General features: G+C 44.5%; 27 protein-coding genes and 1 pseudogene. 13 read left to right on the top strand and 15 right to left on the bottom strand.

All coding sequences use genetic code 11. The annotated features are described in order from the left end of the window. Window positions 1-19: 19 nt before the first annotated feature. Window positions 20-598 carry a YitT family protein gene (locus ABU165_RS14345; RefSeq protein ID WP_022543873.1) on the bottom strand — a complete coding sequence of 193 codons (579 nt, stop codon included), beginning with the start codon at window positions 596-598 and terminating at the stop codon, window positions 20-22. A 131-nt stretch (window positions 599-729) separates the two neighbouring features. Between ABU165_RS14345 and ABU165_RS14340 the strand changes: the two genes are divergently transcribed. The 4 genes from ABU165_RS14340 (at window position 730) to ABU165_RS14325 (ending at window position 3,317) form a co-directional block, all read left to right on the top strand. Beyond that, window positions 730-1,599, top strand: coding sequence for a dimethylarginine dimethylaminohydrolase family protein (locus ABU165_RS14340; RefSeq protein WP_009793755.1), 870 nt, complete (start codon window positions 730-732; stop codon window positions 1,597-1,599). Between the two features lie 65 nt (window positions 1,600-1,664). Then, complete coding sequence (locus ABU165_RS14335) at window positions 1,665-1,832, top strand: hypothetical protein (RefSeq protein WP_022543874.1); 168 nt, start codon at window positions 1,665-1,667, stop codon at window positions 1,830-1,832. Between the two features lie 83 nt (window positions 1,833-1,915). Further along, complete coding sequence (locus ABU165_RS14330) at window positions 1,916-2,119, top strand: hypothetical protein (protein ID WP_009793752.1); 204 nt, start codon at window positions 1,916-1,918, stop codon at window positions 2,117-2,119. Between the two features lie 88 nt (window positions 2,120-2,207). Then, window positions 2,208-3,317, top strand: coding sequence for an AI-2E family transporter (locus ABU165_RS14325; protein WP_094768986.1), 1,110 nt, complete (start codon window positions 2,208-2,210; stop codon window positions 3,315-3,317). A 46-nt stretch (window positions 3,318-3,363) separates the two neighbouring features. Here the strand turns inward: ABU165_RS14325 and ABU165_RS14320 are convergent, their stop codons facing one another. Then, window positions 3,364-3,936, bottom strand: coding sequence for a GNAT family N-acetyltransferase (locus tag ABU165_RS14320; RefSeq protein ID WP_129612173.1), 573 nt, complete (start codon window positions 3,934-3,936; stop codon window positions 3,364-3,366). Window positions 3,937-4,056: 120 nt separating this feature from the next. On the opposite strand from ABU165_RS14320, the gene ABU165_RS14315 reads away from it, so the two are divergent. The 4 genes from ABU165_RS14315 (at window position 4,057) to ABU165_RS14300 (ending at window position 6,516) form a co-directional block, all read left to right on the top strand. Beyond that, window positions 4,057-4,401: a hypothetical protein gene (locus tag ABU165_RS14315; RefSeq protein ID WP_009793749.1), complete on the top strand. Its 345-nt coding sequence runs from the start codon at window positions 4,057-4,059 to the stop codon at window positions 4,399-4,401. An 86-nt stretch (window positions 4,402-4,487) separates the two neighbouring features. Then, the gene (locus tag ABU165_RS14310; RefSeq protein ID WP_009793748.1) at window positions 4,488-4,967 is read left to right on the top strand and encodes a YusW family protein; all 480 of its coding nucleotides are present in this window, start codon (window positions 4,488-4,490) and stop codon (window positions 4,965-4,967) included. Between the two features lie 199 nt (window positions 4,968-5,166). Continuing rightward, the gene (locus tag ABU165_RS14305; protein WP_101547783.1) at window positions 5,167-6,282 is read left to right on the top strand and encodes a metallophosphoesterase; all 1,116 of its coding nucleotides are present in this window, start codon (window positions 5,167-5,169) and stop codon (window positions 6,280-6,282) included. Between the two features lie 96 nt (window positions 6,283-6,378). Further along, window positions 6,379-6,516 (top strand): hypothetical protein, encoded by a 138-nt coding sequence (locus ABU165_RS14300; RefSeq protein WP_009793745.1) that lies wholly within the window; start codon window positions 6,379-6,381, stop codon window positions 6,514-6,516. A 435-nt stretch (window positions 6,517-6,951) separates the two neighbouring features. On the opposite strand, the gene ABU165_RS14295 is transcribed toward ABU165_RS14300, so the two are convergent. The 5 genes from ABU165_RS14295 to ABU165_RS14275 form a co-directional block, all read right to left on the bottom strand. Then, window positions 6,952-7,890: a ketopantoate reductase family protein gene (locus tag ABU165_RS14295; RefSeq protein WP_009793744.1), complete on the bottom strand. Its 939-nt coding sequence runs from the start codon at window positions 7,888-7,890 to the stop codon at window positions 6,952-6,954. A 145-nt stretch (window positions 7,891-8,035) separates the two neighbouring features. After that, window positions 8,036-9,481, bottom strand: coding sequence for a carbon starvation CstA family protein (locus tag ABU165_RS14290; RefSeq protein WP_009793742.1), 1,446 nt, complete (start codon window positions 9,479-9,481; stop codon window positions 8,036-8,038). Between the two features lie 148 nt (window positions 9,482-9,629). Continuing rightward, window positions 9,630-10,364: a LytR/AlgR family response regulator transcription factor gene (locus ABU165_RS14285; protein ID WP_318060697.1), complete on the bottom strand. Its 735-nt coding sequence runs from the start codon at window positions 10,362-10,364 to the stop codon at window positions 9,630-9,632. 1 nt (window position 10,365) lies between these two features. Then, window positions 10,366-12,102, bottom strand: coding sequence for a LytS/YhcK type 5TM receptor domain-containing protein (locus tag ABU165_RS14280; RefSeq protein WP_318060696.1), 1,737 nt, complete (start codon window positions 12,100-12,102; stop codon window positions 10,366-10,368). A 329-nt stretch (window positions 12,103-12,431) separates the two neighbouring features. Then, the gene (locus ABU165_RS14275; protein ID WP_101547786.1) at window positions 12,432-12,875 is read right to left on the bottom strand and encodes an NUDIX hydrolase; all 444 of its coding nucleotides are present in this window, start codon (window positions 12,873-12,875) and stop codon (window positions 12,432-12,434) included. Window positions 12,876-12,975: 100 nt separating this feature from the next. Between ABU165_RS14275 and ABU165_RS14270 the strand changes: the two genes are divergently transcribed. After that, the gene (locus ABU165_RS14270) at window positions 12,976-13,572 is read left to right on the top strand and encodes a biotin transporter BioY (protein ID WP_094768977.1); all 597 of its coding nucleotides are present in this window, start codon (window positions 12,976-12,978) and stop codon (window positions 13,570-13,572) included. A gap of 121 nt (window positions 13,573-13,693) precedes the next feature. Next, window positions 13,694-13,966, top strand: coding sequence for a YqhV family protein (locus ABU165_RS14265; RefSeq protein ID WP_022543878.1), 273 nt, complete (start codon window positions 13,694-13,696; stop codon window positions 13,964-13,966). A gap of 365 nt (window positions 13,967-14,331) precedes the next feature. Here ABU165_RS14265 and ABU165_RS14260 read toward each other — a convergent pair whose 3' ends face one another. Further along, the gene (locus ABU165_RS14260; RefSeq protein ID WP_129612170.1) at window positions 14,332-15,672 is read right to left on the bottom strand and encodes a S8 family peptidase; all 1,341 of its coding nucleotides are present in this window, start codon (window positions 15,670-15,672) and stop codon (window positions 14,332-14,334) included. Between the two features lie 166 nt (window positions 15,673-15,838). Here ABU165_RS14260 and ABU165_RS14255 point away from each other — a divergent pair, with 166 nt between their 5' ends. Next, on the top strand, window positions 15,839-16,414 hold the full coding sequence (locus tag ABU165_RS14255) for a YkoP family protein (protein WP_101547788.1): 576 nt from the start codon (window positions 15,839-15,841) through the stop codon (window positions 16,412-16,414). Between the two features lie 85 nt (window positions 16,415-16,499). Here the strand turns inward: ABU165_RS14255 and ABU165_RS14250 are convergent, their stop codons facing one another. The 6 genes and pseudogenes from ABU165_RS14250 to ABU165_RS14225 all read right to left on the bottom strand — a co-directional run bounded on the left by ABU165_RS14250 (window position 16,500) and on the right by ABU165_RS14225 (window position 23,260). After that, window positions 16,500-17,456 (bottom strand): cation diffusion facilitator family transporter, encoded by a 957-nt coding sequence (locus ABU165_RS14250; RefSeq protein ID WP_009793732.1) that lies wholly within the window; start codon window positions 17,454-17,456, stop codon window positions 16,500-16,502. 88 nt (window positions 17,457-17,544) lie between these two features. Continuing rightward, window positions 17,545-18,648, bottom strand: a complete 1,104-nt coding sequence (locus tag ABU165_RS14245) for a Ger(x)C family spore germination protein (protein ID WP_318060695.1) — start codon at window positions 18,646-18,648, stop codon at window positions 17,545-17,547. Then, on the bottom strand, window positions 18,645-19,739 hold the full coding sequence (locus tag ABU165_RS14240) for a GerAB/ArcD/ProY family transporter (protein WP_318060694.1): 1,095 nt from the start codon (window positions 19,737-19,739) through the stop codon (window positions 18,645-18,647). Before ABU165_RS14240 ends, ABU165_RS14245 begins: the two co-directional genes overlap by 4 nt. Then, a complete protein-coding gene (locus ABU165_RS14235; RefSeq protein WP_318060693.1) occupies window positions 19,717-21,231 on the bottom strand; it encodes a spore germination protein in 1,515 nt (504 codons plus the stop codon). Before ABU165_RS14235 ends, ABU165_RS14240 begins: the two co-directional genes overlap by 23 nt. Before the next feature lie 124 nt (window positions 21,232-21,355). Then, a pseudogene (locus tag ABU165_RS14230) lies at window positions 21,356-22,531 on the bottom strand (acyl-CoA dehydrogenase family protein). A gap of 450 nt (window positions 22,532-22,981) precedes the next feature. Then, entirely contained in the window at window positions 22,982-23,260 is a 279-nt protein-coding gene (locus tag ABU165_RS14225; protein ID WP_232217719.1) for a late competence development ComFB family protein, read from the bottom strand. Between the two features lie 138 nt (window positions 23,261-23,398). Between ABU165_RS14225 and ABU165_RS14220 the strand changes: the two genes are divergently transcribed. Together ABU165_RS14220 and ABU165_RS14215 are read left to right on the top strand one after the other, a co-directional pair. Beyond that, a complete protein-coding gene (locus ABU165_RS14220) occupies window positions 23,399-23,734 on the top strand; it encodes a YqzG/YhdC family protein (RefSeq protein WP_022543881.1) in 336 nt (111 codons plus the stop codon). 146 nt (window positions 23,735-23,880) lie between these two features. Next, window positions 23,881-24,207: an ArsR/SmtB family transcription factor gene (locus tag ABU165_RS14215; RefSeq protein ID WP_009793722.1), complete on the top strand. Its 327-nt coding sequence runs from the start codon at window positions 23,881-23,883 to the stop codon at window positions 24,205-24,207. On the opposite strand, the gene ABU165_RS14210 is transcribed toward ABU165_RS14215, so the two are convergent. Beyond that, complete coding sequence (locus tag ABU165_RS14210; protein WP_009793721.1) at window positions 24,204-25,121, bottom strand: cation diffusion facilitator family transporter; 918 nt, start codon at window positions 25,119-25,121, stop codon at window positions 24,204-24,206. The genes ABU165_RS14215 and ABU165_RS14210 overlap by 4 nt on opposite strands. Window positions 25,122-25,277: the final 156 nt, after the last annotated feature.

The raw sequence follows: 25,277 nt of genomic DNA, 5'->3' as shown, positions 1-25,277 counted from the left end.
GACTCCAACACTGCCCTCCTTACTCTTTTGCTGCCCGATAGGTGCATAAGCTTGTGACCAGCCCTACTGTCAGGACCGTGATAAGGGACAGCATGAAAGTATCGCCTGAAACCAGCAGGCCTCCGATTGATATGACAAGGCAATCAATCAATAAAATCACTATTCCCACATTTATTCCTGAAAGGTCTGCGATAAATTGCGCCAGCAGGTCTGTTCCCCCGGTGCTGGTGCCATAGCGGAGCATTAAGCCTATGCCGAGGCCGACCAGCGCCCCGCCGGCTATAGAGCCGATTGCAGGGTCGATATATGGAAGTGACCGGCTGACCGGGTTCATGATATCGATTAAAATGGAAGACAACAGCAAACCGTGCAGGCTGTTGAAAAAATAACCTCTATCCTTGAACCAGGCAAGAGCAAATATCGGAATGCTCATCAGCAGGATGGACAATCCTGCTTCAAATCCCCATAAGTAGTTGCAGATCAAACCCAGCCCGATGACACCGCCGTCGAGAACCTTGTTAGGGATTAGAAAACCGTTTATTCCCAAAGATAGAAGTAGGCATCCAGTAAGGACGATAGCCGTTTTTTTTAAAATCATGATTGAACACTCCTGGCTGATGCATGTCCTCTAGTATATGAAGCCAGTCCCCGGGATAGTATGAGCTTTTTTCATAACTGTCCTGGTTTAGGTGAATAGTAAGGAAAGTAACCTAATCTTAGGAGGATATTATGGTAAAGCAAACGCCAGATATGCCGGCATATGTTGGAAGCGAATATGACCGGCTGAAAAAAGTGGTTCTATGTGAACCGGAGCATATGACAATCAAAGATGTGATCAACGAGACCCAGCGCCATTTTCTGAAAGAAGGCATTGATATTGACAAGGCATTGGAGCAGCACCGCAATTTTGTCAAAACACTAGAGCAATACGGTGTGGAAGTTTCCCTCCTACCGGCCAGGGGCAAATATCCTGAACAGGTATTCACGAGGGATATCGGTTTTACGCTTGGCCAAACGGTGTTTGTGGCCGAAATGGCAAGCAGGATCAGGCAGGGAGAAGAGGATGTGTTCAAGGAATGGCTGGAGAAGGAGAGAATTTCCTATTTCAACCTGATAGGAGAAAAAATTGAAGGCGGAGATATCGTCATAGACCGCGACACTGTTTATGTTGGCTTGAGTGACAGGACAAATGAGAAAGCCGCTGCCCATTTGAAATCACTTCTGCCTGATCATGAGGTAATTACGGTCCCTTTTACAGATAAATTCCTTCATCTGGATTGTGTCTTCAATGTCATATCTGAAGACGAAGCCTTGATTTTCCCAGGAGAAATTGAGCCGAAAGCACTGGAATACATCAAATCCAGGTATCACCTGATAGAAGTAACCAAAGAAGAACAATTTTCCCTGGGCACGAATGTATTATGCATCGGGGACAAAAAGATCTTCAGTCTGACGGTAAATGAAAATGTCAACAGCCAGCTGAAAGAAAGAGGCTTCGAGGTGATCGAAGTGGATATAACGGAAATCATTAAGTCCGGGGGAGCCTTCCGCTGCTGCACCCTTCCTGTGTTGAGAGAAAGTCCCGGAATCAGAGGATAAAAATGATCATCAAGCCTCCCTTCCTTTCATAAGATTTATATATGACTGGTTGGGAGGCATAATCTGTGATAAATCTTTTACCTGCAATCATCCCTATACTATTATTGCTTATGATCATTGAAGAGGGATCCATATTTGGAATTTGCCGCTATATGAATGGACCAGGTAAATTCGAGAAATCATTGGCCGCCGGACTGAAACAGGCAAAGCAGAAGTTTTCAGAAAAAAATTAGCTCCGCGGACCAGGAACCCATTGTTTGAGTGACCTGGATATTATAAAATAAATACATTCCATAAAGACAGGAGTGTAGATTAAATGGCTAAATCCAAAGCGAAGAAGCTGCGCGCTAAAATGGTGCGTGAAGGAAAAAGAAATCCGGAAAGCAAAAGAAGCCCTTATGCATTGATTGATATGTCTGAGAGAAGGACAAAAACAAAGAAAGATCTTTTATACAAATCCAAACATAAGGGCCAATCTGGGTCTTTTTATTTTGCACTTCGAATGGTGATGTCCGCCTAAAATACATAGCCTGGCAATTATCAGGAAAATTATCCTAACTTCTGTTATACTTTTTACAGGAAGAAAGCGAAAGCGAAAGGTGAATTCTGTGACAAAAAAAAATATCCAATTCTGGTCCCTTCAGATCCTTCTGATTGTGGCCATCATTTACGTATCATCCAAAATCTCCTTTTTATTTGAACCAATCGGAATCTTTGTGTCAACCTTGTTTTTCCCGATTATCATCTCAGGCTTCCTTTATTTTCTGCTTAACCCGGTCGTCAATTTCCTCCAGGCAAGAAAACTGCCGAGGACCCTTGCCATCATAATCATCTACCTGATTATCATCGGGCTTATCGTCCTGGTGATCGGCAGCCTTGTTCCTATCATTTCAAAGCAGGTTACAGCATTATTCAATGATCTGCCGACATATGCACAAAGAACAAGAATCTACATAGAAAATCTTTCAAGCTCGCAGCAGTTCAAATGGGTTATGAACCAGGACTATGTCCCGATTGAAAATCTGGAAAGGTCATTGATGGAGTTTGCCAACACAATCCCTGACAGGGTGACAAATGGAATTTCCAATGTATTCAGCCTTGTCGCCAATATTACAGTCACGATTGTAACGGTTCCCTTCCTGCTCTTTTATATGTTCAAGGATGGCGGAAGATTTCCGGCTGCCATATCCAAATTCCTCCCTCTTTCTTATCGGAGTGAAGGTTTAAAGACACTGAAGGAGACAGGTGAAACCCTGGCAGCATACATACAGGGACAGGTGACCGTGGCTTTATTCGTTGGGACTCTGGCCTTCATCGGCTATATGATCATTGACCTGCCATATGCCCTCGTTCTGGCGCTGATTGTCGCTGTTACGAATATCATTCCTTACGTCGGTCCATTTCTCGGCGGGGCGCCTGCTGTATTGATCGCACTGTTCGATTCCCCGGCCAAGGCCATCCTGGCGATTATCGTCATTGCCGTTGCCCAGCAGGTTGAAGGGAATATCCTATCTCCTCTGATACTCGGCAAAAGACTTGATACACATCCTGCTACCATTATCATTCTGCTGCTTGTGGCAGGAAACCTTGCAGGAATTCTGGGCATGATCCTTGCAATTCCGACGTATGCGGTTGTAAAAACAATTGTCATGAACTTTGTCCGGTTCCTTCGGGCAAAAAGAGAAAGTGTTGTCTCGGGCTCAGATACTGCCCTATAAAAAAGGAAGCAAACTCAGTTGAGTTTGCTTCCTTTTTATGGTGTTCTTAGCTATTTTCCTTTTTTACAAGTATATCGCTTTTTTTGTCATATTCCATCAGCCAGGCATCTCTCCATTCACCTTCATGGTATTCGTTTTTCGGGAGAAGCTTTCTTTTTTGCAATCCGCAGCTCTCATAACAGGCAATGGCCCTTTCATTCCATGTCTGGGGATCCATGACTACCAAGTCTGCTCCCTTTTCTTTTATTAAATAGCTGATCATTGACTGAACGAGCAGCTTCCCGATTCCTTTTCCCCAACATTTTGATTCCCCGATGAACTGGTCTGTACCATAGACAGAAATACCCGGAAGGTATCCGTATTTCTCCCTTTCTTCTTCTTCCAGCGGATAAAACTGAATATATCCCAGTTCTGTTTCTTCCCATTCAAAAATACAGGCTGCCACATGCCGGTCCCGATTATAGAAATGATCATCTACCATTTGCAGTGAATGAGGATTGTCTCTGCCTTCGTAATATTCCAGTACTGACGGATCCTGCAGCCAGCGTACAAGGTGTAATTTATCCCTTTCTTCCAGTTCTCTTACTTTCAGGCTGCCATTTTCAAATAATACACTCATTATAAGCCTCCACATTAATATTCACTCTATTATAAGAATTCTATAATCTTCTGTTCTTTCCTGTATGAACTCAGTTTTTTCTGTCAATAGTGGTAGAAAACACAGGAACGGGGTTCATAGATGAAGAAAGGCATTTATTTTATCAATGAAAAACTGGCAGCCGGAGATTATGCGCCTGAAATTGTACAGGAAATCCAAAAGAAGGCAGCGCAAAATTATATGAAATTAAACGGGATATCTCCTGTCAAGCTGAACCGCTGGCAGATTAATGAGCATTATGAAAACCTGCATGCCCTTTATTATGACTTAAAGGAAGGCAGAACGATGCTGGACTGCCTCGTATGTTATAATGAACAATCTGCTTCTGACTTCGCTGCTGCCTATCCAGCCAGATGGCTGCTGCTGAAAAGTTTTTTCCATGAAATATGCTTTTCAGAGGACCGGCTGCTGCCTGCAGCAGAGTAGTTCAGAACAGAAAACCTCACATATGCGTTTTTAATATAGCGAAATAGGAAATATACATATTATAAAAACGAAATAGGAGGTCTGTCATGAAAAAATCGAAGTTATTGAAACCAATAGCAGCCGCCCTTCTGATGCTGCCGCTTGCTGCCTGCGGGAATGATGAGAATGAAGTCCAGGATCCGCCCCCTAGCGCACCTAGCCAGGAAGATGATTTGAATACAGATAATAAACAGCCGGTTGAGGATTTCTCCCGCATCAATTTTACAGATTTTGAGCTTGATGCTGAGTATCCGGATATGAAATCGTATGAAGTTGATTACGAATATGATCGAAATAATACGATGGAAGCTGAGATCAAAGATGGTTTAAATGATGAAGAATTAAACGGAGATGAAGCGCTGGACAAGCTGCTGGAAGCATTCAAGCAATTTACTTTTGATGAAGAGTCTTCTGAGGATGAGGTACTGGTACAGGTAATACAAGGCCTTGATCTTAACGAAGACTATGAAAATATTGAAGTTGAAGTAACTTTTACGGATGGTACAGAAAAAACTTATTCAAAATAAACGAAATCTGAAGGGACAGCTGGACTTAGCCCTTCAGATTTTTTACTGTGTTCCTGAATGGGAAATAAAAGGCTCTGCTGCTGAAAGCGGTATTTGCGGCCCTCCTTCTATAATCTGAACAGTTATCCTCCGCTTAACTTTCTGGCATGATTCTTTGTGTTTAAGGCACAATAACAGAATCACGGGAAGGCGGTGAGCCATGTTGAAAAAAGAATCCATTTTTATTACCGTGTTTGTTTTATTAACCATGCTCCTCTGTGTTCCTTCAGGCTCAGCTGTATTCAGCGAACACCATCCCAACATGCAGCTCAGGATCATGGAGACGACGGACCTTCACTCTTACATATTGAATTACGAATATAAAAGCGGAAAAAAAGTGAAGAGCTTCGGATTTGTAAAAACCGTTAGCTTAATCAAAAAAGCGCGCCTGGAGAGACATAATACCCTTCTTTTTGACAATGGCGATCTAATCCAGGGAAGTGCTCTGGGAGATTATATTCATGAGCATCCCGGCCTGCCTCACCCTATTATCAGCATTATGAACGAGCTGCAGTATGATGCCGCGGCACCCGGCAATCACGAATTCAATTACGGGCTGGGCTATCTTAATAAAAAGCTGAAAGAGGCAGCCTTTCCTTATGTTAACAGCAATCTCTTTATCCAGGGTACAGAATCATTCCAGGAAGAGCTTCCCTATTTCTCCCCTTATGTGATTCTTCATCGGAACTTTACGGCAGATGATGGCAGAAAATATCCTGTCAAAATTGGTGTGATTGGTTTCATTACACCTGTTGTCCTGAAATGGGATGAAGAACATTTAAAAGGAAAGCTCAGCAATAAATCTATGGTCGAGTCAGCTGAGCATTATATTCCGATTATGAGGGAAAAAGGCGCAGATGTCATAATAGCACTGGCACATGCTGGTCTCGAAGCTGATGAACAGGTTAAGGATAAAAGCAGGAATTCAGTGCTCGGGCTGAGCAAGGTGCCTGGAATTGATGCCATTATGTTCGGCCATACCCACCAGGTCTTTCCGTCTCCTAAACTTAGGGACAGCAGCGGTCTGATCGATTCGGAAGCAGGGACAATCAATGGAATTCCGGCTGTACAGGCAGGTTCCTGGGGAAGCCATTTAGGGATTATAGATTTCAGCCTGGCTCTTGATGAAGGAAAGTGGAAAGTTGTATCAGCAGATTCCGTAGTCCGCCCCGTCTTTCTGCCTGATACACCGGGCCTTTCAGGCGGCATTGAAAACGATCAGAGAGCAGAACAGCTCGCAGAGGAGGTTCATACTAAAACGAAAAAGCATAAATGAGTGAACTGCAGGTAATTTTACTTTACTTCCAATCTCTGCTATTTTATACTAAAATGTATGAAATTAGACCTATTTCGATAGTAGGGGTGACTATTTATGCTGAAAGACAGCGAATATTTGCTTTTTATTAGGGAAATTGGCAGATTGATCACTGACTTTGAAAAATGCAAAGAGCCTGATATCCAGCAGAAAATCCTCCAGGATATAAAACTGCTGGGGTTTGCTCTCCAATAGTATAAGGTTAAAGATCTGCATTAGACTTTAAGACAACTAATGAAATTAGAAATCCCCTTCAGGCAAACAGAAGTTGTGATTGGGGGAAACCCTCTGCTTCTGTTTTCTATGAGCAAGTGGGCTTTGGCGGCCCTGACTAAGACCCTCTGATTTACTTTTCTGTGGCTAGATGGTGTTAGTCGCACTGACTAAGACCGTCTGATTCGCTTTTCTGTGGACAGACGGTTTTAGTCGCTCTGACTAAGACCGTCTGATTTACTTTTCTGTGGCTAGATGGTGTTAGTCGCTCTAACTAAGACCGTCTGATTCGCTTTTCTGCGGCTAGAGGGTATTAGTCGCTCTGACTAAGACCTCTGAATCGCTTTTCTGCAGCCAGAGGGTGTTAGTCGCTCTGACTAACACCCTCTGATTACTTGTCTCCGGACTGTTTTGAGTTTACCCCCTCTCTTTTTGTTCTTCCCTCCTCTTTTCATATACCTGCAGATTCATATAGATGGTATTCAGAACTGGCACTGGTAAACGGTGTTCAGCCGCTGCATCCAGGAGATATTTAAAGAAGTGGGCTGACTCGGTCTGCAAGCCTTTTTCCATGTCTCGCTGCATGGAAGATTTCATATGATATCCGACTGCATTTATTTTCTTAATGATATTTTCTTTTGCATCATCCGGAAGATTCGCTCCCAAGCTTTTCATGACAGGAAGGATTTCCAGAGCAAGCCCCTCTATGATGCTTCTCCCCTCTGCTGTATCCCTTATAGGACCGACTGGCGAACGTGTCAGCGTTGTAAGCCCGGACATCATGCTGATAAAAAGATACTTGCTCCACATTTCACTCACGATCTCACTGCTGTACCGGAAAGAAGCCTTTGTTCCGGCAAGTGCTTCACGTATTCGGGAAATCCGCCCGGTCTCCCTCCCGTCAATTTCGCCAAAAACAACCTCCTGTATATCGCTTTTCTGAACAATTTCTCCTTTTTCATCCAATGTTGATTCTATGAAGCAAAGACCTCCAAGGAGCCTCTCCTTTCCAAAGGCCCTTTCAAGCGTGTCCATATGTGCAATGCCATTCAGCAGCGGAAGGATGCATGTACCTTCTCCAGCAAAAGGCTTAATATTTCCGATGGCTTCCTCAAGGTGATAGGCTTTCACAGAAAGCAAGATCAAATCAAAGTTTTCTTCTGAAGGAAGCCCTGTTCTCAGAAGCTTTGGTTTCAACATCGCATCTCCATGTACGCTGTTGATGACCAGGCCGTTCTGCTGAAGCTGATCGTATTTCTTTTCCCTTACTAGAAAGGTAACATCTTCTCCTTTTTCAAGGAGCCTGCCTCCGAAATACCCTCCTACTGCTCCTGCCCCTGCAATCAATATACGCATATTCTTACCTTCCTTTCTCAGAAAACGGCTGCAAAACTAAATCCTGCATCATTCCGTTTATTTCCAGCATTATTTTTAATTTTAGCACAGCATCTAAGCAGAAGAGCCCGGAAATGCTCATCCAGGCTCTTACGCATAATTGATCTTAAGCAACTCTTCCTGTGATATCTTCTTCGAGTGCGATATTGTTCTTTCTTGCCCTTCCTGCAGCGTTATAGAAAAGAACAGTGATAATAACCGTAGCAATCGCAGCCCCTAAATACGATATATTCATTGAAAGGCCAAATCCGATTTTTGCGTTCAGGATATAAGTGACGGTGGCCATTGTCATGAAGATGCCCGGTATCATGGCAATCCAATAATTTTTTCTGGCAATGAAAAGGTACATGCTTGCTACCCAAAGGGCGATGACAGCAGTAGACTGGTTTGCCCAGGAGAAGTATCTCCAAAGAATCTCAAAGTCAATCTTTGTCAGTGCAAATGATATTACAAACAGCGGCAGGGCGATAACCAGGCGGTTGCCCAGCTTCTGCTGGCCGAAGCGGATATAGTCGGCAATGATCATCCTTGCACTCCGGAAAGCAGTGTCGCCTGATGTGATCGGCAGGACTATCACTCCGAGCACAGCCAGTGTTCCGCCGACAGCACCAAGAGTCAGTTTTGAAGCTTCACTTACTACTGCGGCAGGCCCGCCTGCTGCAAGCAGTTCATTCAAGCCTGCAGAGCCATTGAAAAGGCTCATTGCAGCTGCAGCCCAAATCATGGCAATAACGCCTTCTGCAATCATCATGCCATAGAAAATCTTTCTGCCTTGGTCCTCATTTTCTGTTGTCCTCGAAATGATTGGGGTCTGGGTCGCATGGAATCCGGATAAAGCCCCGCAGGAAATTGTCAGGAACAGAAGCGGGAAGATCGGTGCATTATCAGGATGCATGTTTGTCAGATTGATTTCAGGGATAGGCGCACCGCTGATGATGAGCGAAGCCCCTACTCCAAGCGCACTGATCAAAAGCAATGCTCCAAAGATGGGATAAAAGCGTCCAATGATTTTGTCAATCGGCAATAGTGTCGCCAGTATATAGTAGATAAAGATGGCACCAAGAATCAGGCCCATGCTCATCCACCCGTTCATCAAATTGTGAAGAAGCCCTGCCGGGGAAGTAACAAATACAGTTCCCACAAGAAGCAGCAGCAGAATGGCAAATGCATTCACAACATGCTTCATAAAGCTGCCGAGAAATTTTCCGGCCAGTTCCGGCAAGTGTGCACCCCTGTTGCGGATGGAAATCATACCTGTCAGATAATCATGGACAGCACCGGCGAAAATGCAGCCGAGCACAATCCACAGGAAAGCAACTGGTCCATATAATGCACCCATGATAGGTCCAAAGATCGGACCAACACCTGCTATATTCAGCAGCTGGATGAGAGAGTTTTTTTTCGTATTCATCGGCAGATAATCAACGCCGTCTTTGTGCGTATAAGCTGGAGTCTGCCTCTCCTTTTTAACGCCGAATACTTTTTCTACAAATTTTCCATAAGTGAAATACCCTGCTATAAGTAAAATGATGCCTGCTATAAAAGAATACAATTGAAATGCCTCCTTTTGTAATCGCTTACATAAAGTATAAGGCACCTGGAGGAAAATGTGGCGGAATTGTGGCCAACATGTCAATAATCTGTCTTAAGATGCTGAAATAGAGAGGTGAAATGCAGGCACAATACTCCTGCCTGCATCACTAAATTTCCAGCATGCTCCTTAATCCTTTGGCATAATTCCGGCTGACAGATAATATTTCTTCAGACCCCTCCACTTCAAGCTGGTAAGCGCCGTTAAACCATGGAGTCAACCTTGATACATAGTGCAGATGGACGATTGTGCTTTTATGTATGCGGAAAAAAGGAAATTGCTGCAGCCTGCTTTCAAGCTCCTTTAAAGGAGTTTTAACAGAATAGCTTCCGTTTTTCGCAACAATCCTTGAAACTTTATCATCACGAGAAATATATAGGATGGACAATGGGTCTATATAAGAGATATTGCCATCTTCCTCCACTGCCAGTTTCCCCGGGCTCACGGCTGCGGCTGTGCTGTCGCCTTCTTCTGCAAAAATCTTTCTGAGTCTTGATACAGTTTCTTTAACCAGCTCTTCGTCAAAGGGCTTCAGCAGATAATCAACCGCTTCATAGCGGAAAGCTTCTGCCGCAAACTGCGGGTAAGCTGTCGCAAAGATTATTTTTGGCACTTTTTTTAAATCATTCAACGATCGGGCGGCTTCCATGCCATTCATTTTTGGCATTTCAATATCCAAAAATACAGCATCCGGCTGCAGCTGCAGACACTGGATGACTGCCTGTTCACCAGATTCTGCTTCCCCTATTACCTGAAGGTCTCCATATTCGTTCAGCAGGTGAACAAGCTCCTGCCTGCTGTATGGCTCATCGTCCGCAATCAGTATGCTGATTTTTCTTTCCATGCTATTCTTCTCCTTTGTCCGGCAGCACGAATGAGACTGTCGTCCCTTCATTCAGCCTGCTGTCAAAATTAAGTCCGGCTCTTTCCCCAAAGAGCATCGCCAGCCTCCTGTTTACATTATAAATTCCAAGTCCTGTCCCAGTCAGGGAAGGTACGATGCCCCTTGCCAGCTGGTGAAGGCGTTCTGTTTCGATACCTGCTCCATTGTCAGAAACGGAAACTTTTGTCCCTTCTTTTTTAACAGCAGCAGAAATAATGATCCTGCAGTCAGCTTCCTTATCCTTGATGCCATGCTTGACTGCATTCTCTACTAGCGGCTGGAGTGTCAGCGGCGGAATTTGAGCAGAAAGTGCTTCCTCTTCTATCCGGAATTCAGTTTTAAGCCTGTCAGAAAATCTTGCTTCCTCTATTTCCAAGTAGGCTTGTACATGCTTTAATTCTTCCTTCAATGTTGTACGTTCCAAAGTTGTACCCGTAAGATTCTGCCTCAGGAAATGGGAAAGCGACAAGAGCAGCTTGCGGGCTTTCTTTGGATCAATGCGAATCAGGGAAACAATTACATTCAAAGTATTAAACAAAAAGTGCGGGCTGATTTGTGCCTGCAGTGCCTTGATTTCTGCATCCTTCGCAAGCTGGTATGCTTTCTCTCCCCTTGCAGCATCGAGCTGATTGCTAAGGAGCATGCTCAGACCGGAAATTAATTCAATGACTACATTGGTAATTTCTTTTTCTGACTTAAAATAGAATTTCAAGGTGCCGATGGTCTGTCCCCTTTCCTTCAGCGGAGCAATGGCGGCAGCACCAAGCGGGCATGACGGACTGCTGCAGCTGATATCATTCCTGCCGGCAATGATCAAGGCTCCTTGGCCAAGAACCTTTCTGGTTATATCTGTTTGAATCAGATGTCCTGATTTGTGATGGTCATCAGCCACACCAATATGAGACAGGATGCGTTCATCATCTGTAATCGACACGGCGCTTGCATTGACTTCGTGGTAAAGGATGCGGCATACCTCTTCTGCCGCATCGCTGGTCATCCCTTTTCGCAGATGCTTCAAAGTCTGGCGTGCCAGGCGCAGGGATTTCTGCGCCTGGATGGCTGCAGCTTTTTCCTCTTCATTGACCACGCTTTTGATGATCAGCAGGAAAATGGCACAGCCGACTCCATTGGCGAGAATCATGGGCAGACCGATGGTTTCGACCAAAGCTGAAGCTTTGCTATAAGGCCTTGAGAGAAGAAGGATGATAAGCATCTGCACACTTTCGGCCAGGGCTCCGATAAAAAACGCTGTCGACAGCTTCACATGCCTGTTTCTCTTATGCAGGATGCTTGCAATGATCCCAGCAAAGATTGAAGCCAAGCCGCAGGAAAAAGCTGTAAAGCCGCCCAATGTAAAACGGTGGACTCCTGCCACCAATCCGGAGCCAATCCCTACCCTGTACCCTCCGAATAGTCCGGCAAGAACCACGCCGATCACCCTGGAGTTTGCAATGGCTTCATCTGAAGATAGCTCTGACGCCCAGCGGCTGAACTGCAGGGTATCCGTGTCAAAACTGACACCGGTATAGGTGCCGAATATACCGAAGAATCCAAAAAAAAGAACAGCGACCCACCGCTGTTTTGCCGTCAATGATTCCTGGTATATCATTTCGCGGAAAAAACGGAATCTGGTCAAAATGAAGGCAATGGTAACAATCAGGCCAAGCCTCTCGAGCATTGTCAGCAGCAGCTCGAACATACGGACACCTTCTTCCTACCAGTTAATTGCCCCTATTTTACTATAATTTCTGAAGCTTTACTATTATCCAGAAAAAGAGAACATAAAAAAGCACCTGCCGGAAAGGCAGGTGCTTCACTATTCAGGCTAATATTAAAAGCGCAACCATGACAACAGATGGGAGGCCGTAGTAAAGAGCATTTTTGAATAAGATCTCATTAGTATCCTGGTTCTCCCACCCTTTGTATTCTGGACGCCTGCGGGTATACCACTCGCCATATGTCTGCATGATTATCACCCTTTCTTTTATTAGTTCTATACCCGTGCAGGCAGAAAAGTACACATTTGGATTACAAGAAACGGATTAGATAATTTTCAAGCCCGGCTGGAAAAAGTACTTCCCTCTCATCAATAAAAGAAATAACCGGTATCCATTTTGCTTCCGACTTTCTCCCATTTTCGTTCACTGGAATGGACTCTTTTTCGTATAGTGACTCATTCACAAGCTCGGCCTCATAAAGCTGTGTCAATTCATGTCTCGTGATTCCATTAATAGAGTAAATGTTTTCTATGCAGGCAATATAATTCACTATATTGATCTCTGCTCCTATCTCTTCCATGAACTCTCTTTTCAAAGCATCTATCGAGGTTTCCCCAAGTTCTATTGTTCCTCCGAGCGGGCGGTAAAAGACTCCCTCACCCTTTGAATGCTTCCCGCTGAGCTTTTCCGCCAGGATGCGGCCGTCCTTATAAATAATGCCCAATGTATTTGCTCTTGGCCTGTCCACCATCATTCGAACTCCTTTAGTAAACTAAATATAATTTCAGTTGACATATAGTCGTTTTCCATCTTATTCTTATTTTAGTATAAAACAATTCTGGGAGGCATAATTCATGAAAAAGAAATTGACGCCGCTACATCTTTCATTGGCCGGTATGTTTACTGCCCTGATGGCAATTGGAGCAAATATCACATCATTCGTCCCATTCATGGTTATCGGAGGGGTCCCTATTACCCTGCAAACATTCATCGCGATCCTCTCTGGCGCCATCCTTGGCAGCAGGCTGTCAGCCATCGCCATGACTGTATATGCCTTGGTTGGCATCGCTGGTGTCCCTGTGTTTGCAAAATTCGGCTCCGGCTTTGCGACTGTCATCAGCCCGACATTCGGCTTCATCCTTACATATATTCTTGCAGCTTATGCAACAGGGAAGATAATTGAAAAGAATTCAAGCAAAGCATCTTATATCACAGCTGCGCTTACGGGACTGGCCATCAATTATATATTAGGGACAAACTATATGTATCTAGCCTATAAACTATGGTTTGCAGCACCGGAAGGCTTCACTTATGCGATGGCATGGATCTGGATGCTGGTTCCGCTGCCTAAGGATATCATACTTTCCGTACTGGCCGGCCTTCTTGCACTAAGACTGAATCGGAATGCGCTTTCTGGCAGCCGTTTGAATAAACTGAAACAGTCAGCATGATGCCATAAAGATTCTGTCATGATGGGCAGAATCTTTTTACTTTCAGCAGGTGCTGGAATTGTTTGTCCTTCCCGGCAGTCCGGCTGCATATACTATAGCAAACTGCTTTTGGGAGGTACTTATGTTTCAGCTTTTGGAAAAAACCATAATCATGATGGCTTCACTGAGGATTTTTTCGGGAAGCCTTGAAATTTTGGCTGCATTTCTGATCATTAAATACAATGATATTGAAAAAGCACTCGTATTGAACAGCTCTCTCGCCCTCGTTGGCCCGCTCATCCTGATTGCAACAACCACTATAGGGCTCATTGGCCTTGCCGATAAGGTTTCATTTACCAAGATGCTCTGGGTATTTGCCGGTGTCGGCTGCATTTTGTATGGAGTGAAGAGCTGAGCGCAGCCAAGGCTCCATAAACTAAGCTTATATATGGATTGTAGGCTTATTAAAAGCTTAATTAGTTAATTTTCATTTTTCCTATCCCTTAGCTTTCAGCTGGAGTGGTGCCGTTGATTTCCGTGCACTTCGCTTTCTGCGGGGAGGCGCTGCTTTACCGAAGGACTCTGCGTGCCTTTCACTCCAATCAGCAGGGGTTTAATAATTTTTTAGGTTTTTGATGAGGCTCTATAGGAGCTGCAAAGACTAAAAGCATTTTTATTTCAAGCAACGGCTTTACCTCTGGAGAAAAAGTATATCCAATTAATGTTATCCAACATGGAAAAGGACCTGCCCGCTCATTACCGCGGCCGGTCCTTTTGTTATTATTCAGCAGCTGCAAGTGCAGCATTGATATCAATCAGGCCATTGCCGAAGTAAGCATCCCTGCCTTCTTCCCCAATATCCCTCGCTGTACCTTTTATAATATTCATGACCTCTCTATTGGACAAATCAGGATTGACTGAAAGAATGAGCCCTGCAAGTCCTGCGACATGCGGGCTTGCCATGGATGTGCCTGAAAGGGCTGCATACTGATTTTTAAAATAGGTGCTTGGAATATACACACCTGGTGCGGTCACATCAATATAATAACCATAATTAGAAAAATCAGCTTTTTCACCCGTATAGCTTACAGCCGATACACTGAGCACTTCCGGAAAGGCAGCCGGAAATGATGGCTGTTCAGAGTTGTCATTCCCTGCAGCTGAAATGAGGACCGCTCCTTTGTCATAAGCATACCGGATCGCTTCCTCCAGGAAAGCAGACGGCTGGTAGTTGCCAAGGCTCAGATTGATCACATCTGCTCCGTGATCCGCTGCCCAGATAATGCCCTTGGCGATATCGAATGTATAACCGTAGCCCTTGCTGCCCATTGCCTTAACCGGCATGATCCGATTATTCCAGGTTATGCCTGCAATACCTTCCCCATTGTTTGTTTCAGAAGCTATAATGCCTGCAACGTGAGTTCCATGGCCATTGTCGTCGTCAAAATCGCTGCTGTTCTGCATAACATTATAGCCCTTCATCAATCGTCTCCTGAGATCAGGATGGTCTATATCCACCCCTGTATCGACAACGGCAATAATGATATCTTCGTCACCCTTTGAGATATCCCAGGCTTTCTCAATATCGATGGCAGGCAGGTTCCATTGGTACTTTTCTCTATAAAGCAGGTCATTCGGAAGCTGAGTTTCATTTTGCATCAGGATGAAGTTAGGCTCTGCATAGGCGACATCAGTCCGTTCCCTGAAAAACTGCAGAAGGTCTGCGGTTGTCATACTGTCAGACTGAAAAACAAATATGGAATCCATGTGCCGGAAGAATTCTGCATCAAGTCCGGCTGCCAGACTGTCAAGCTCATCATCATCAGGAGGAGCGGAAAATTTAACAGTAGCTTCATGCTCTTTATAGTGGCTTTTCTCCTTCAGGTTATGATGGATGATCTTCACATCGTCATCCCCGTTCAGGATTGTTTTAATTCTTTCGCCCTGTTCTATTGCATTGATTCTCAGCAGGCGGCTTGAGCTTTGTTCTAAAGATTGTGTACGACCGGAGAGCTCCCCTTCATCTTTCCTTTCCTGGTTGTTGCCCGGCAGCTGGAATAACATCATAACAGCCGCAAACAACGCTGCAGCACTGATGAGGGCTGTGATTATTCTTTTCATTAAAGTGCACCTCGGGTTGTCAGTTTTCTCTTAGCGTGCTCATGAATGCTGCTAATCATGATGGTAAACATTCACATCGGACACAGCCTTAAGTTTGAATACAGGGAGTATACAAAAGCATCTTTTATAAAAAGCTAACAAAAAATCAACATCAAAGGAGACTGGAATGATCATTCGTATCTGGCTGATTTACTTATGGGATTTCCTTGATCCTGTCTATTATTGCTGTACAAGGTTGTTTCATTTAAAGCTGGAGGAAAAGTACAGCGTATTCCGGGTCAGAAAGACGAAATATCGAGGTCCCGATATCATCCTCTCAGACGGCTCCTCCCTCAAAAAAAATGATATTGTCATCAAAATCCATCTTCATAATTCGAGGCTTCTCAAGCAGCTTGTCCACATTAAAAGCCCGGTATCCAGAGGCAGAGCTTTAATCAGAATTGTCGGCGAATCCATGCCCTGTCTGGCTCTGCATCTTGAAAAGCATCCTGACAGCGACTTAATCAAGGGTGTCATAGGCATCACCATGATTAACAAAGGCTACCAGATTCTTGGCTTTGAACGTCATCCTTTGACACACAGGGGGTATATTCTCCTTAAGCAGCTGATGCAGGCACCGATTTATTTTTTGTCCCAGCCTAAAGCTAAATGGAAGGACTTAAAGGATGCAGCTCCTGCGTATCTCGTCATGACAAAGCAGCAGCTCGCAGCAAAATATCGTCAGTCCCTTTTACAGCAATAATAGCTGACTATTTTAGATCCTGCATTTACAGCTTTCTGCTGCATAGAAAAGGCACACTTCTTTTGGAAGTGTGCCTCATTATTATCTAATCCCTTTTCCATGTGGTGATGTTGTCAGTTTCAAGGATTCCCATCCTGACATCCCCGACATCCGGATCTTTGAAGAGCTTATCCCGGACCCTGTAGATGATATCATCTGCTATGGCCAGGGAAAGGCCGGCTTTCAGCTCAATATAGCTTTCAATATGATACTTCCTTCCTTCCTGGAGGATGCGCATATCTTTAATATCAACCACGTCCGGATCTGATAGGATGGTATCTGCCACCCGGTCTTCAATTTCCTTTGGTGCCGCAACACCAATCAGTCCAAGAGTATTTTCATATCCAATTTTGATGGCAATTCCCACCAGCAGGAATCCAATCAGGATTGTCCCTACCCCATCCAGGAAATAGAAGCCTGTCAAATGGGCAAGGATGATTGAAATAAGTGCCAGCAGAGCCCCGAAGGTCGCGATGATATCTTCATAAAAGACAAGTCTTGTAGGCGGTGCAGCAAGGCGGACATTCTTAAATGAAGTCGTAAATACGCTGAATCCCTTTGCCCCGCTTTTTGTTTCATGGGCAATCTCTTTCATTGCCTTCACAAGGACCCCCCCATCTGTCAAGATGGCAAGAATCATGATAATGATGTTCAGCCACAAATCAGAAGACTCATGGGGATGGACAATAAGGTCCCATCCTTTATGAATGGTTTCGTATGCCATAATGGAAATCACAATAACCGCGATCAAAACGAATAAATTGACCACACGGCCAAATCCGCTTGGAAATCTTTTTGTTGCTTCTTTCTCGGATATGGCGCTTCCGAAGAAGACGAATCCCTGGTTCAATGCATCCGCAACCGAATGAAGGGTCGTAGCAAACATGGCACCGCTGCCGCTTATTGCTGCTGCGACTCCTTTGGCGATGGCTAAAGCCGTATTCCCTACAGCTGCAATCCCTGAAGACTTATTCCCTCTTTTTAAAAACGCAAGCAGTGACATCACCCTCTATCTCTGTAGTCTTTGTTTTAATATTTATTTACCATGATAGAGCGAAAACCAAACCTCTCAAATAAAAGGGTGGCAATCATTAATTGATGATGCCGTTACCCGAAATAAGGATGCGGACCTCCGGTTTTACATCCACCTTTGCATAATAATCACTCCCCTTTATGTTTTCCCATATATCCGGGTGAAAAGCGATCAGTTCCCTTCCAACTCCCAGTAAGTCAGCTTTTTCCTCTTTAAGAATACTGAAAACCCCCTTTGCATCATCAGACATTTTTTGCGAAATTTCCCTGGCAAGCTCCTTGGCAATCTTTTTTTCGTGCAGATGATCGAGGGGAAATTCCTCAATATTAATGTCAATCGATAAAACTGCCTTGAATACTGCCCTGCCGTAGCTATAGGTATAATGAAGGTCTCTTTTAACTTTGTTGACAGCAAAAGTGACTGTTTCGCCTTTTGACAGTTTATAAGCGAACCTGCATTCTTTGTTCATCTTGTCCATGAACAGCATCAAAAGACTGCTTTGCTCAGGGGTTATGACCTTTCCGGTAAATATCCTGTCATGAAACAGTGCGCTCCCGCTGACTTCAATCTTTTTATTCTCATCATTATTTTTAATAAAAGGAACCATAAAGTCTTTGCCCTCGTCGAAGAGGATGGTACAGATATTCTGCACTGTCAGCTCCTGGATTTCGGTGCTTTTTTCACTGTTAAGAAGCAATTCATACAAAAACTCCCCAAGCAAGGGTTCATTTTTATGATTCTCCGCCAGCAGAGCGCCTGCACTTCCGTCAGCTACTGCTACTTTAGCAATGATGGGCGTCCGCGGAATACGGTAGACGATATCAAGGACTGTATAGATATCCCTTTTAGCCAGCTCTTCTCCAAGGATCAGCACTTTGCTTTTGGAAGGGTCAAATTCCCCCGCAAGTGACCGGTTGATTGTAAGCCTTGTATCCCGTATATTCAAGCCCTCTCCCTTTGCAATTTCATTGGTGGCCTCCTGCTGGGGATTAGGAACCTTGGTTGTATTGCGGATGATTGAAGTAGTTTCGTATTTACCGTCCTCAGTCAGATCAAAGGCGGAAATATAAACAAGGCGGGAATTTTTCAATAGCCTTTCATCCCAGCAGCCGCCTAGAATCAGCACTATGATAAGCAGCCATGCCAGCTTAATGGTCCTCAAAGGCCCGCACCCCCTTTCTTTAAAAATGCTGCTGCGATATACATGACTAAAGGAAGGGCAGAACTGAAAATAAGCCCGGCAAAGGACACCGCCCTGCCAATGCTGGTTATCTCCATTTCCCCTTGCGGAATAAAGGTTAGGATGAAAATGATGCCTGTAGCAGCAAGTACGGCTCTTCTGTGCTTGATTTTAAGCAGCTTGGAGAGGCCCATTCCTGCCAGGTATGTATAGCTGATAATCGTTGTTGCAGCTGCCGTCATCCAAACGGTTATAAAGACGAGATCAATCCTTTCTATGATCTTGAAGGTGATGGCTTTAAGCATGTACAAGACAGGTTCCGGGATGAGAACGATCTCCTTCGGGCTGAACATGATAATGCTTGCCATAAACAGATATAAATAAAATACACTGATCACTATCTGGGCCAAAAAGGCTCCCTTTACTGCCCCCTTTTTTTCCGGCTCCCTGACGAATGCCAGGAAAAACAGTGCCGTTTCTGCGCCGAGAAAACCATATACTGCTTCTTTTGCCCCCCTTAAAATCGGGAGAACTCCTTGTGAGGCAACAGGGAACATATATCGATAATCAATTTCAGGCTCCTTAAAAATGAATAGAGAAAGGATGAAAAGAAAGACAATGAATACCGAAGTGAATGAAAACAGAGAGACGATGCTGCTAAAGGAGCCGCTGCAGGCAGAAACGGCTATGAACATCAAAAGAAGAATAAGAAGCCAGCGAGGTGTATCAAGCAAAACCCACCGGCCGATGATATCGGCAAAGTTCAGATAAACCAGCAGAGCTGTAGATACAAAATAGCTTATATAGCCGAGATTGATCAGAGCCCCGCCCCATTTTCCAAACACCTTCCCTGAGAAATCAAACAGTGTCTGATGGGGGAAGCGCCTGCAAAGCAGCCAATAGAAATAAATCAAGGAGAAAATAGCAGCGGCTGCCAGCAATAAAGATATCCATCCGTCATTTTTTGCGGCCATATAAAGTGAATATGGCATGGACAGAATACCTGCCCCTATTTGGGTCTGCAGCAGGAGGAAAAATAAATCCTGCTGGTCAATACGTGTCTTCACTTTCATTTCTTTTCCACCCCCTCGAGCTCCCCTGTTTAGTTAAAGAAGCTGCCATTGAATCCTTCGGCCTATTCTTCATAAGCCATACAGGGACCCTTATGAATGTGTCTTTCAGCTCCTTCAGCCTGAGTGGTGCAAAAGGACTGAAATACGGAACACCAAATGATTTAAGCTGAGCTAGATGGATCACCAGCAGAAGCAGGCCGAACACAATGCCGATGAAGCCGAATATGCTTGCCAGAAGCATAAGCGGGAACCCGATAAACCGGAGGGTATTGCTCATTTCAATAGATGGAATGACAAAGGATGCAATTGCGGTCAAGGCCACTACTATGATCATGACATTGGAGACGAGGCCGGCTTCCACCACTGCAGTCCCAATAACAAGCCCTCCGACTATGCCAATGGTTTGTGCAATCGGCTGCGGCAGCCGTACTGCCGCTTCCCTCAGCAGTTCAAGGGCCAGTTGCATGAACATTGCTTCTATGACTGGAGGCACCGGCACAAAATTCAATGACGCCTGAAGTGTGTAAACAAGTTCAATTGGCACGATTTCATGATGATAGGAAACAACCGCCACATAGAAAGCAGGCAATATTAGCGACAAGATAAATGAGATAAGCCGCAGAAACCGGAAAAAGGAGCCCAGGTACCAGCGGTTGTTATAATCTTCCGGAGATTGAAAGAAAGCAAAAAATGTCACTGGCATGATCATCACAGAAGGGCTGCCATCCGTAATGAGCACAGCCCTTCCTTCCATCAAATGTGCAGCAGCTCTGTCCGGCCTTTCTGTATTCAATATCTGTGGAAACGGAGAAAAAGGATGGTCCTCGATGCAATCCTGGATAAATCCTGGACTCTGAATGCTGTCCATGGAAATGCTGGCAAGCCTTTTTGTAATCTCGGTTATCAGTTTTCCGGAGGTGAGGTTTTCTATGTAAATAAGTGCAGAAGCGGTATTGGTCGCTTTGCCGATCGTTATATATTTTACTTTTAAATTGGGATTCTCGATGCGCTTCCTGATCAAAAGGAGGTTCTTGCCGATGTTCTCAATGAATCCTTCGTGAGAGCCCTGGATAATATGTTCATTGGCCGGGTCAGAAATTTCTCTGGAAAGGCTGGAAGCTGCAGAAAGAAGCACACCCTCGGAAGAATCATGCTCCATGGCAAAGCAATATCCTGTCAGAATCCCTTTCAGTGCATCACTCAGGATAGAAGTGCGTTGAACCTCCTGTGTTTGCGCCTGTTTCTCTATGAGATTTCCTGCTGATAGTGAAAGCGGCTTGATGATTCTTTCCTCAAGCCTGGCATCATCAACCATGCTGGAAAGAAAAAAGAGATAAAGAGTCCTTCCCTCTGCTTCAATGATCCTTTCCTTGAAGTCATCAGAGCCTTCCATCTTCTTCCTGACATGATCAGCGGATACCAGCTCTTCAGGCATTTCTTCAGGCTTCCATTGATACTTTTTTTCAGTAGTGTTTTTCTTTTTAAAAGCCATTGCTTACACCCCGGTTATGCTCTTTCTTTCAGTGCTGGATGTTTTTATTATGCAGTTTTGCCGGTAATTTACTCGTGTACTTTTTCCTTAACAAAAAAAAAGAATGGGAATTCCCATTCTTTTTTCAGTCAAGCCTTGATAAGGCTTTGCGGGCAAGCAGCGATATGGTCATATCATCCATTGGAGGATTATGAAGGCCTGCCCTGATATCCAGATAATATTGCTGCAGAGGATTCTGTTCAGAAAGGCTTCTTGCGCCAACGACCCGAATTGCAAGGTCAGCAACTGTTAATGCTGCATTTGTAACAGCCAGCTTTACAGCACCGAGAAGAGGCTACATGGACTCCCTTTCATTTTCTGCGGCCCTGTCCCATCTGTCTGCCGCTGCATAAAGAAACTCTCTTGCCCGCATCAGTTCAAGCTCGATCTCCCCTATTTTCTGCTGGACAGAAGGGATATCGCTGATGGTTCCCTGGATGCTATTGGGAGAATAACTTTTAGCAAAGCCAGCCGCATAATCCTGGGCTGCTTGTGCAATGCCAAGATATACCGCTGGAATATGAAGAAGCCAGCCATTCGCCTTTTTGTCCTGCCCCAATATTTCAGCCAGGAATGTCTTATCAATGGAAACCTCATCAACCACAAGATCATGACTGCCGGTGCCTCTCATACTGACACTGTCCCATGTCTCCTCGATCGACAAACCTTCAGCCTCTCTAGGAACAAGGAAATTTCCTGTCTTGTCTTCACTTGGAATAAAGGCGCTGACAATAAAATAATCCAGAGCCGGAGCCATCGTTGTAAAGGTCTTTCTGCCGCTGATCACCCAGCTTCCACCCTTGAGGACTGCTGTAGTCTGGGGCCGTCCGCCCCGTGTCGGGCTGCCTGTCTGCCTTTCCGTTGCGGCACTGTTTATCAGCTTCCCTTCCAGGATTTCACGGCAAAGAAAGGAAAAAAGTTCGTCATCCCACTTCCTTTTCTCTCCCAGATTTTTCGTTATCCCCATATGCCACCCGATTGCAAGTGCAGTAGAACCATCTCCTTCTGTGAGCTTTTCCTGCAGCCTGATCATTTCTAGCAATGAGATACCCTTTCCGCCCCGGTCTGCCGGAACAGTAAGGGATGTGTAGCCGGATGCTTTCAGGTCTAAAATATTTCTATGTGGGAAGCTCCCTCTATTTTCCTTTGATCGGCTCCGCTCCTTGAAGATGGCGGACAGCTCTTTCATCAGTTCGTATCTATCTGCTTCACCCGCAGCTTTGATAAAATCGCGCACATTACTCCTCCTTAACTTTTCCATTCAAATCTCGTTACTACTATTATTAATCAGATGGGGTTAGTGTGCAATTATTGTGAATTAAAATTGGGGGCAGGATGTGCTTGGTGCCACTATAGTGAAATGAAATAAAAAATAGTGGTCAAAGCCGGTGGAGGTAAAACCACTACCGTGAAGAAAATCGAAAATAGTGGCTTCAGCCGGTAGCGCTGAGACCACTATTTTGAAGAAAAATGAAAATAGTGGCTCCAGCCACAGGAGCTGGGACCACTATCCTGAAGAAAAACGAAAATAGTGGCTCCAGCCACAGGAGCTGGGACCACTATCCTGAAGAAAAATGGAAATAGTGGCTCCAGCCGGAGGAACTGGGACCACTTTCCTGAAGAAAAATGAAAATAGTGACTCCAGTAAGATGTGCAGGAATCAACCACAATTTATTAAAAAAGAAACTCGATACCTCCGCTTCACTGACTGCTAGTGCTTCGGATATTTACTCACCACATGAATCGCATTGATGATTCTTTTATTGATCCATTTCCGGTTTTCCTCTGTGTTCAGCTGTTCAAATACCATTTTCCTGCCTTCTTCTGTAGTTACATAATGGTTTGGCAGATTATTGAGGCTGATGGCGATAATATCGGCGCGGCACTTCATACATTGGCAGAAGGTTTGATAATCCGGGCTCAGCATAAGGACTTTTACGAGTGTTGCGACAATTTCTTCCATAACATTAACGTATTCCGGTTGTTTCAATCAATCTCCCGCCTTTTACAAGATGTCTGGTGGAACGGTAATTAAGTAAATAACGAATAAGGGCATAGACTGCACTCTTTTTTTCAATACTAATACACAATGATGACAGGCTAACTAATTATAAAGGAAGTGAGCGGTTTGAAAAAGTCGATACTGATTATATTATTGTTAAGTTTCCCTGCTCTGCTTTCCCCTTCTGCTGCAAATATCCGGCATATCTCAGCTGCACAGCAGACGCCAGCATATGCCAAATGGGGAAAGCTAGCGATGACCAATACAAAAATAAAGTATCCCGGAGCAAGAATCCTTGATTATCTTCATGTAGGCAGAACAACACAGGGATCCAACTGTACAGAAACCTTCAAACTTTGGCTTGCCAGGGACAATCGGGAATTCGGTGTCTTTGTCCGTATAACTTTTGATGAAAAAACAGAAAAAATCCGAGCAATTACCTATCAGGAGACGCCAAGATAGATAGGAGAAAAAATGCTGATAAGCATTAATTTATACCTATATGGCCCGAAAAGCAAGAAGCACGAAGAAAAAATCCGGGAAAAGTTCTCCGGGATTTTTCTTCGTGCATTTTTTCTTTATAATGATATAAAAAGGAGGCTGAATCAATGGCAGAAGAAGAAAAGACACAGCCGCACATTATGAAGGATCTGGATGAAGAAACCTTATTCATTGTATCGCAGACATTTAAAGCATTATCCGATCCGACCAGGCTCAGAATCCTGAACCTGCTTTTTCAAGGGGAGCACTCAGTGAACGAAATTGCTGAAAAACTTACTCTGCTTCAATCGACGGTTTCCCATCAGCTGCGGTTTTTAAAAAATCTCAGGCTGGTTAAATTCAGGCGTGAGGGCACTACCTTATATTATTCCCATGATGACGAACATGTGATGGGGATCCTCCTGCAAACCATCGAGCATGCCAGCCACCATTAATTGCATGTGCCATGCGCACTTGGGCAGCCTTTTTCATATCTTTCCACCTGGATGGTGCTGTGGTCGATTCCGTACTGGTTATGAAGGGCAGTCTGTGCTTCCCTAAGGACTTCATCGTGACGGCCTTCCTCTGTAATAGCGATATGGCAGCTGAGCATCGGCACTCCTGATGTGATCGACCAGATATGGAGATCGTGAATTTCTTTTACAGATGCGATGCCTTCCAGAGAGCTGCGGATGCTGGAGGCGTCAATCTGTTCAGGTGCTCCTTCCATCAATATATGGAAGGAATCCTTTGTAACTCTCCATCCGCTGATAATGATCAGGATGGCAACGATGACGCTTGCAATCGGATCTGCAATGCCCCAATTAAAGAAATAAATCAGCAAAGCTGCGGTGATGGCACCTACAGAGCCCAGCATATCGCCAAGTACATGGAGAAAGGCGCTTCTTACATTCAGGTTCTCATCTTTGTCGCCCTTCATCAGTATCCAGGCCGCAATGATGTTGACAATAAGGCCGAGAACCGAGATAGCAAGCATCCCCATGCTTTGGACGGCCGGCGGGTCCATAATCCTTTGGACGGCCTCATAAAAGATGTAAATGGAAATCGCGATCAGCGTCAGGCCATTCAATGCAGCTGCAATGATTTCAAATCTCTTATAGCCATAAGATTTTGCTGCAGTTGCCTGCTTTTCTCCAAGCTTTATAGCAAAAAAGCTCAGTCCCAGGGCGACAGCGTCGCTGAGCATATGGCCGGCATCTGATAAAAGAGCTAGGCTGTTTGTCAGGATGCCCCCTATAACTTCAACGACCATAAAAGAAGCGATGATGATAAATGAAAGAAAGAGCGCCCGTTTGTTGCTTGAATGTCCGTGAGAATGTCCGTGTCCATGATTATGATGGTGTCCCATTTCATTCCCTCCTTATATGAGTATATGTACATATATTATGCTATAAGTATGAAGGATGTTCAAATATTTTCTGGAGCTATCATTTATTTTCCCTGCTTTTTTCCGCATTTAAACCGTTTTATCTTCTGTTTCAAAAACCAGGACTAAATGAACTCA

It is taken from the genome of Cytobacillus sp. T106 (genome assembly GCF_040492155.1).
GTDB classification, from domain to species: Bacteria; Bacillota; Bacilli; order Bacillales; family Cytobacillaceae; genus Bacillus_AB; species Bacillus_AB infantis.
This window is presented reverse-complemented; position numbering and strand designations above follow the sequence as displayed.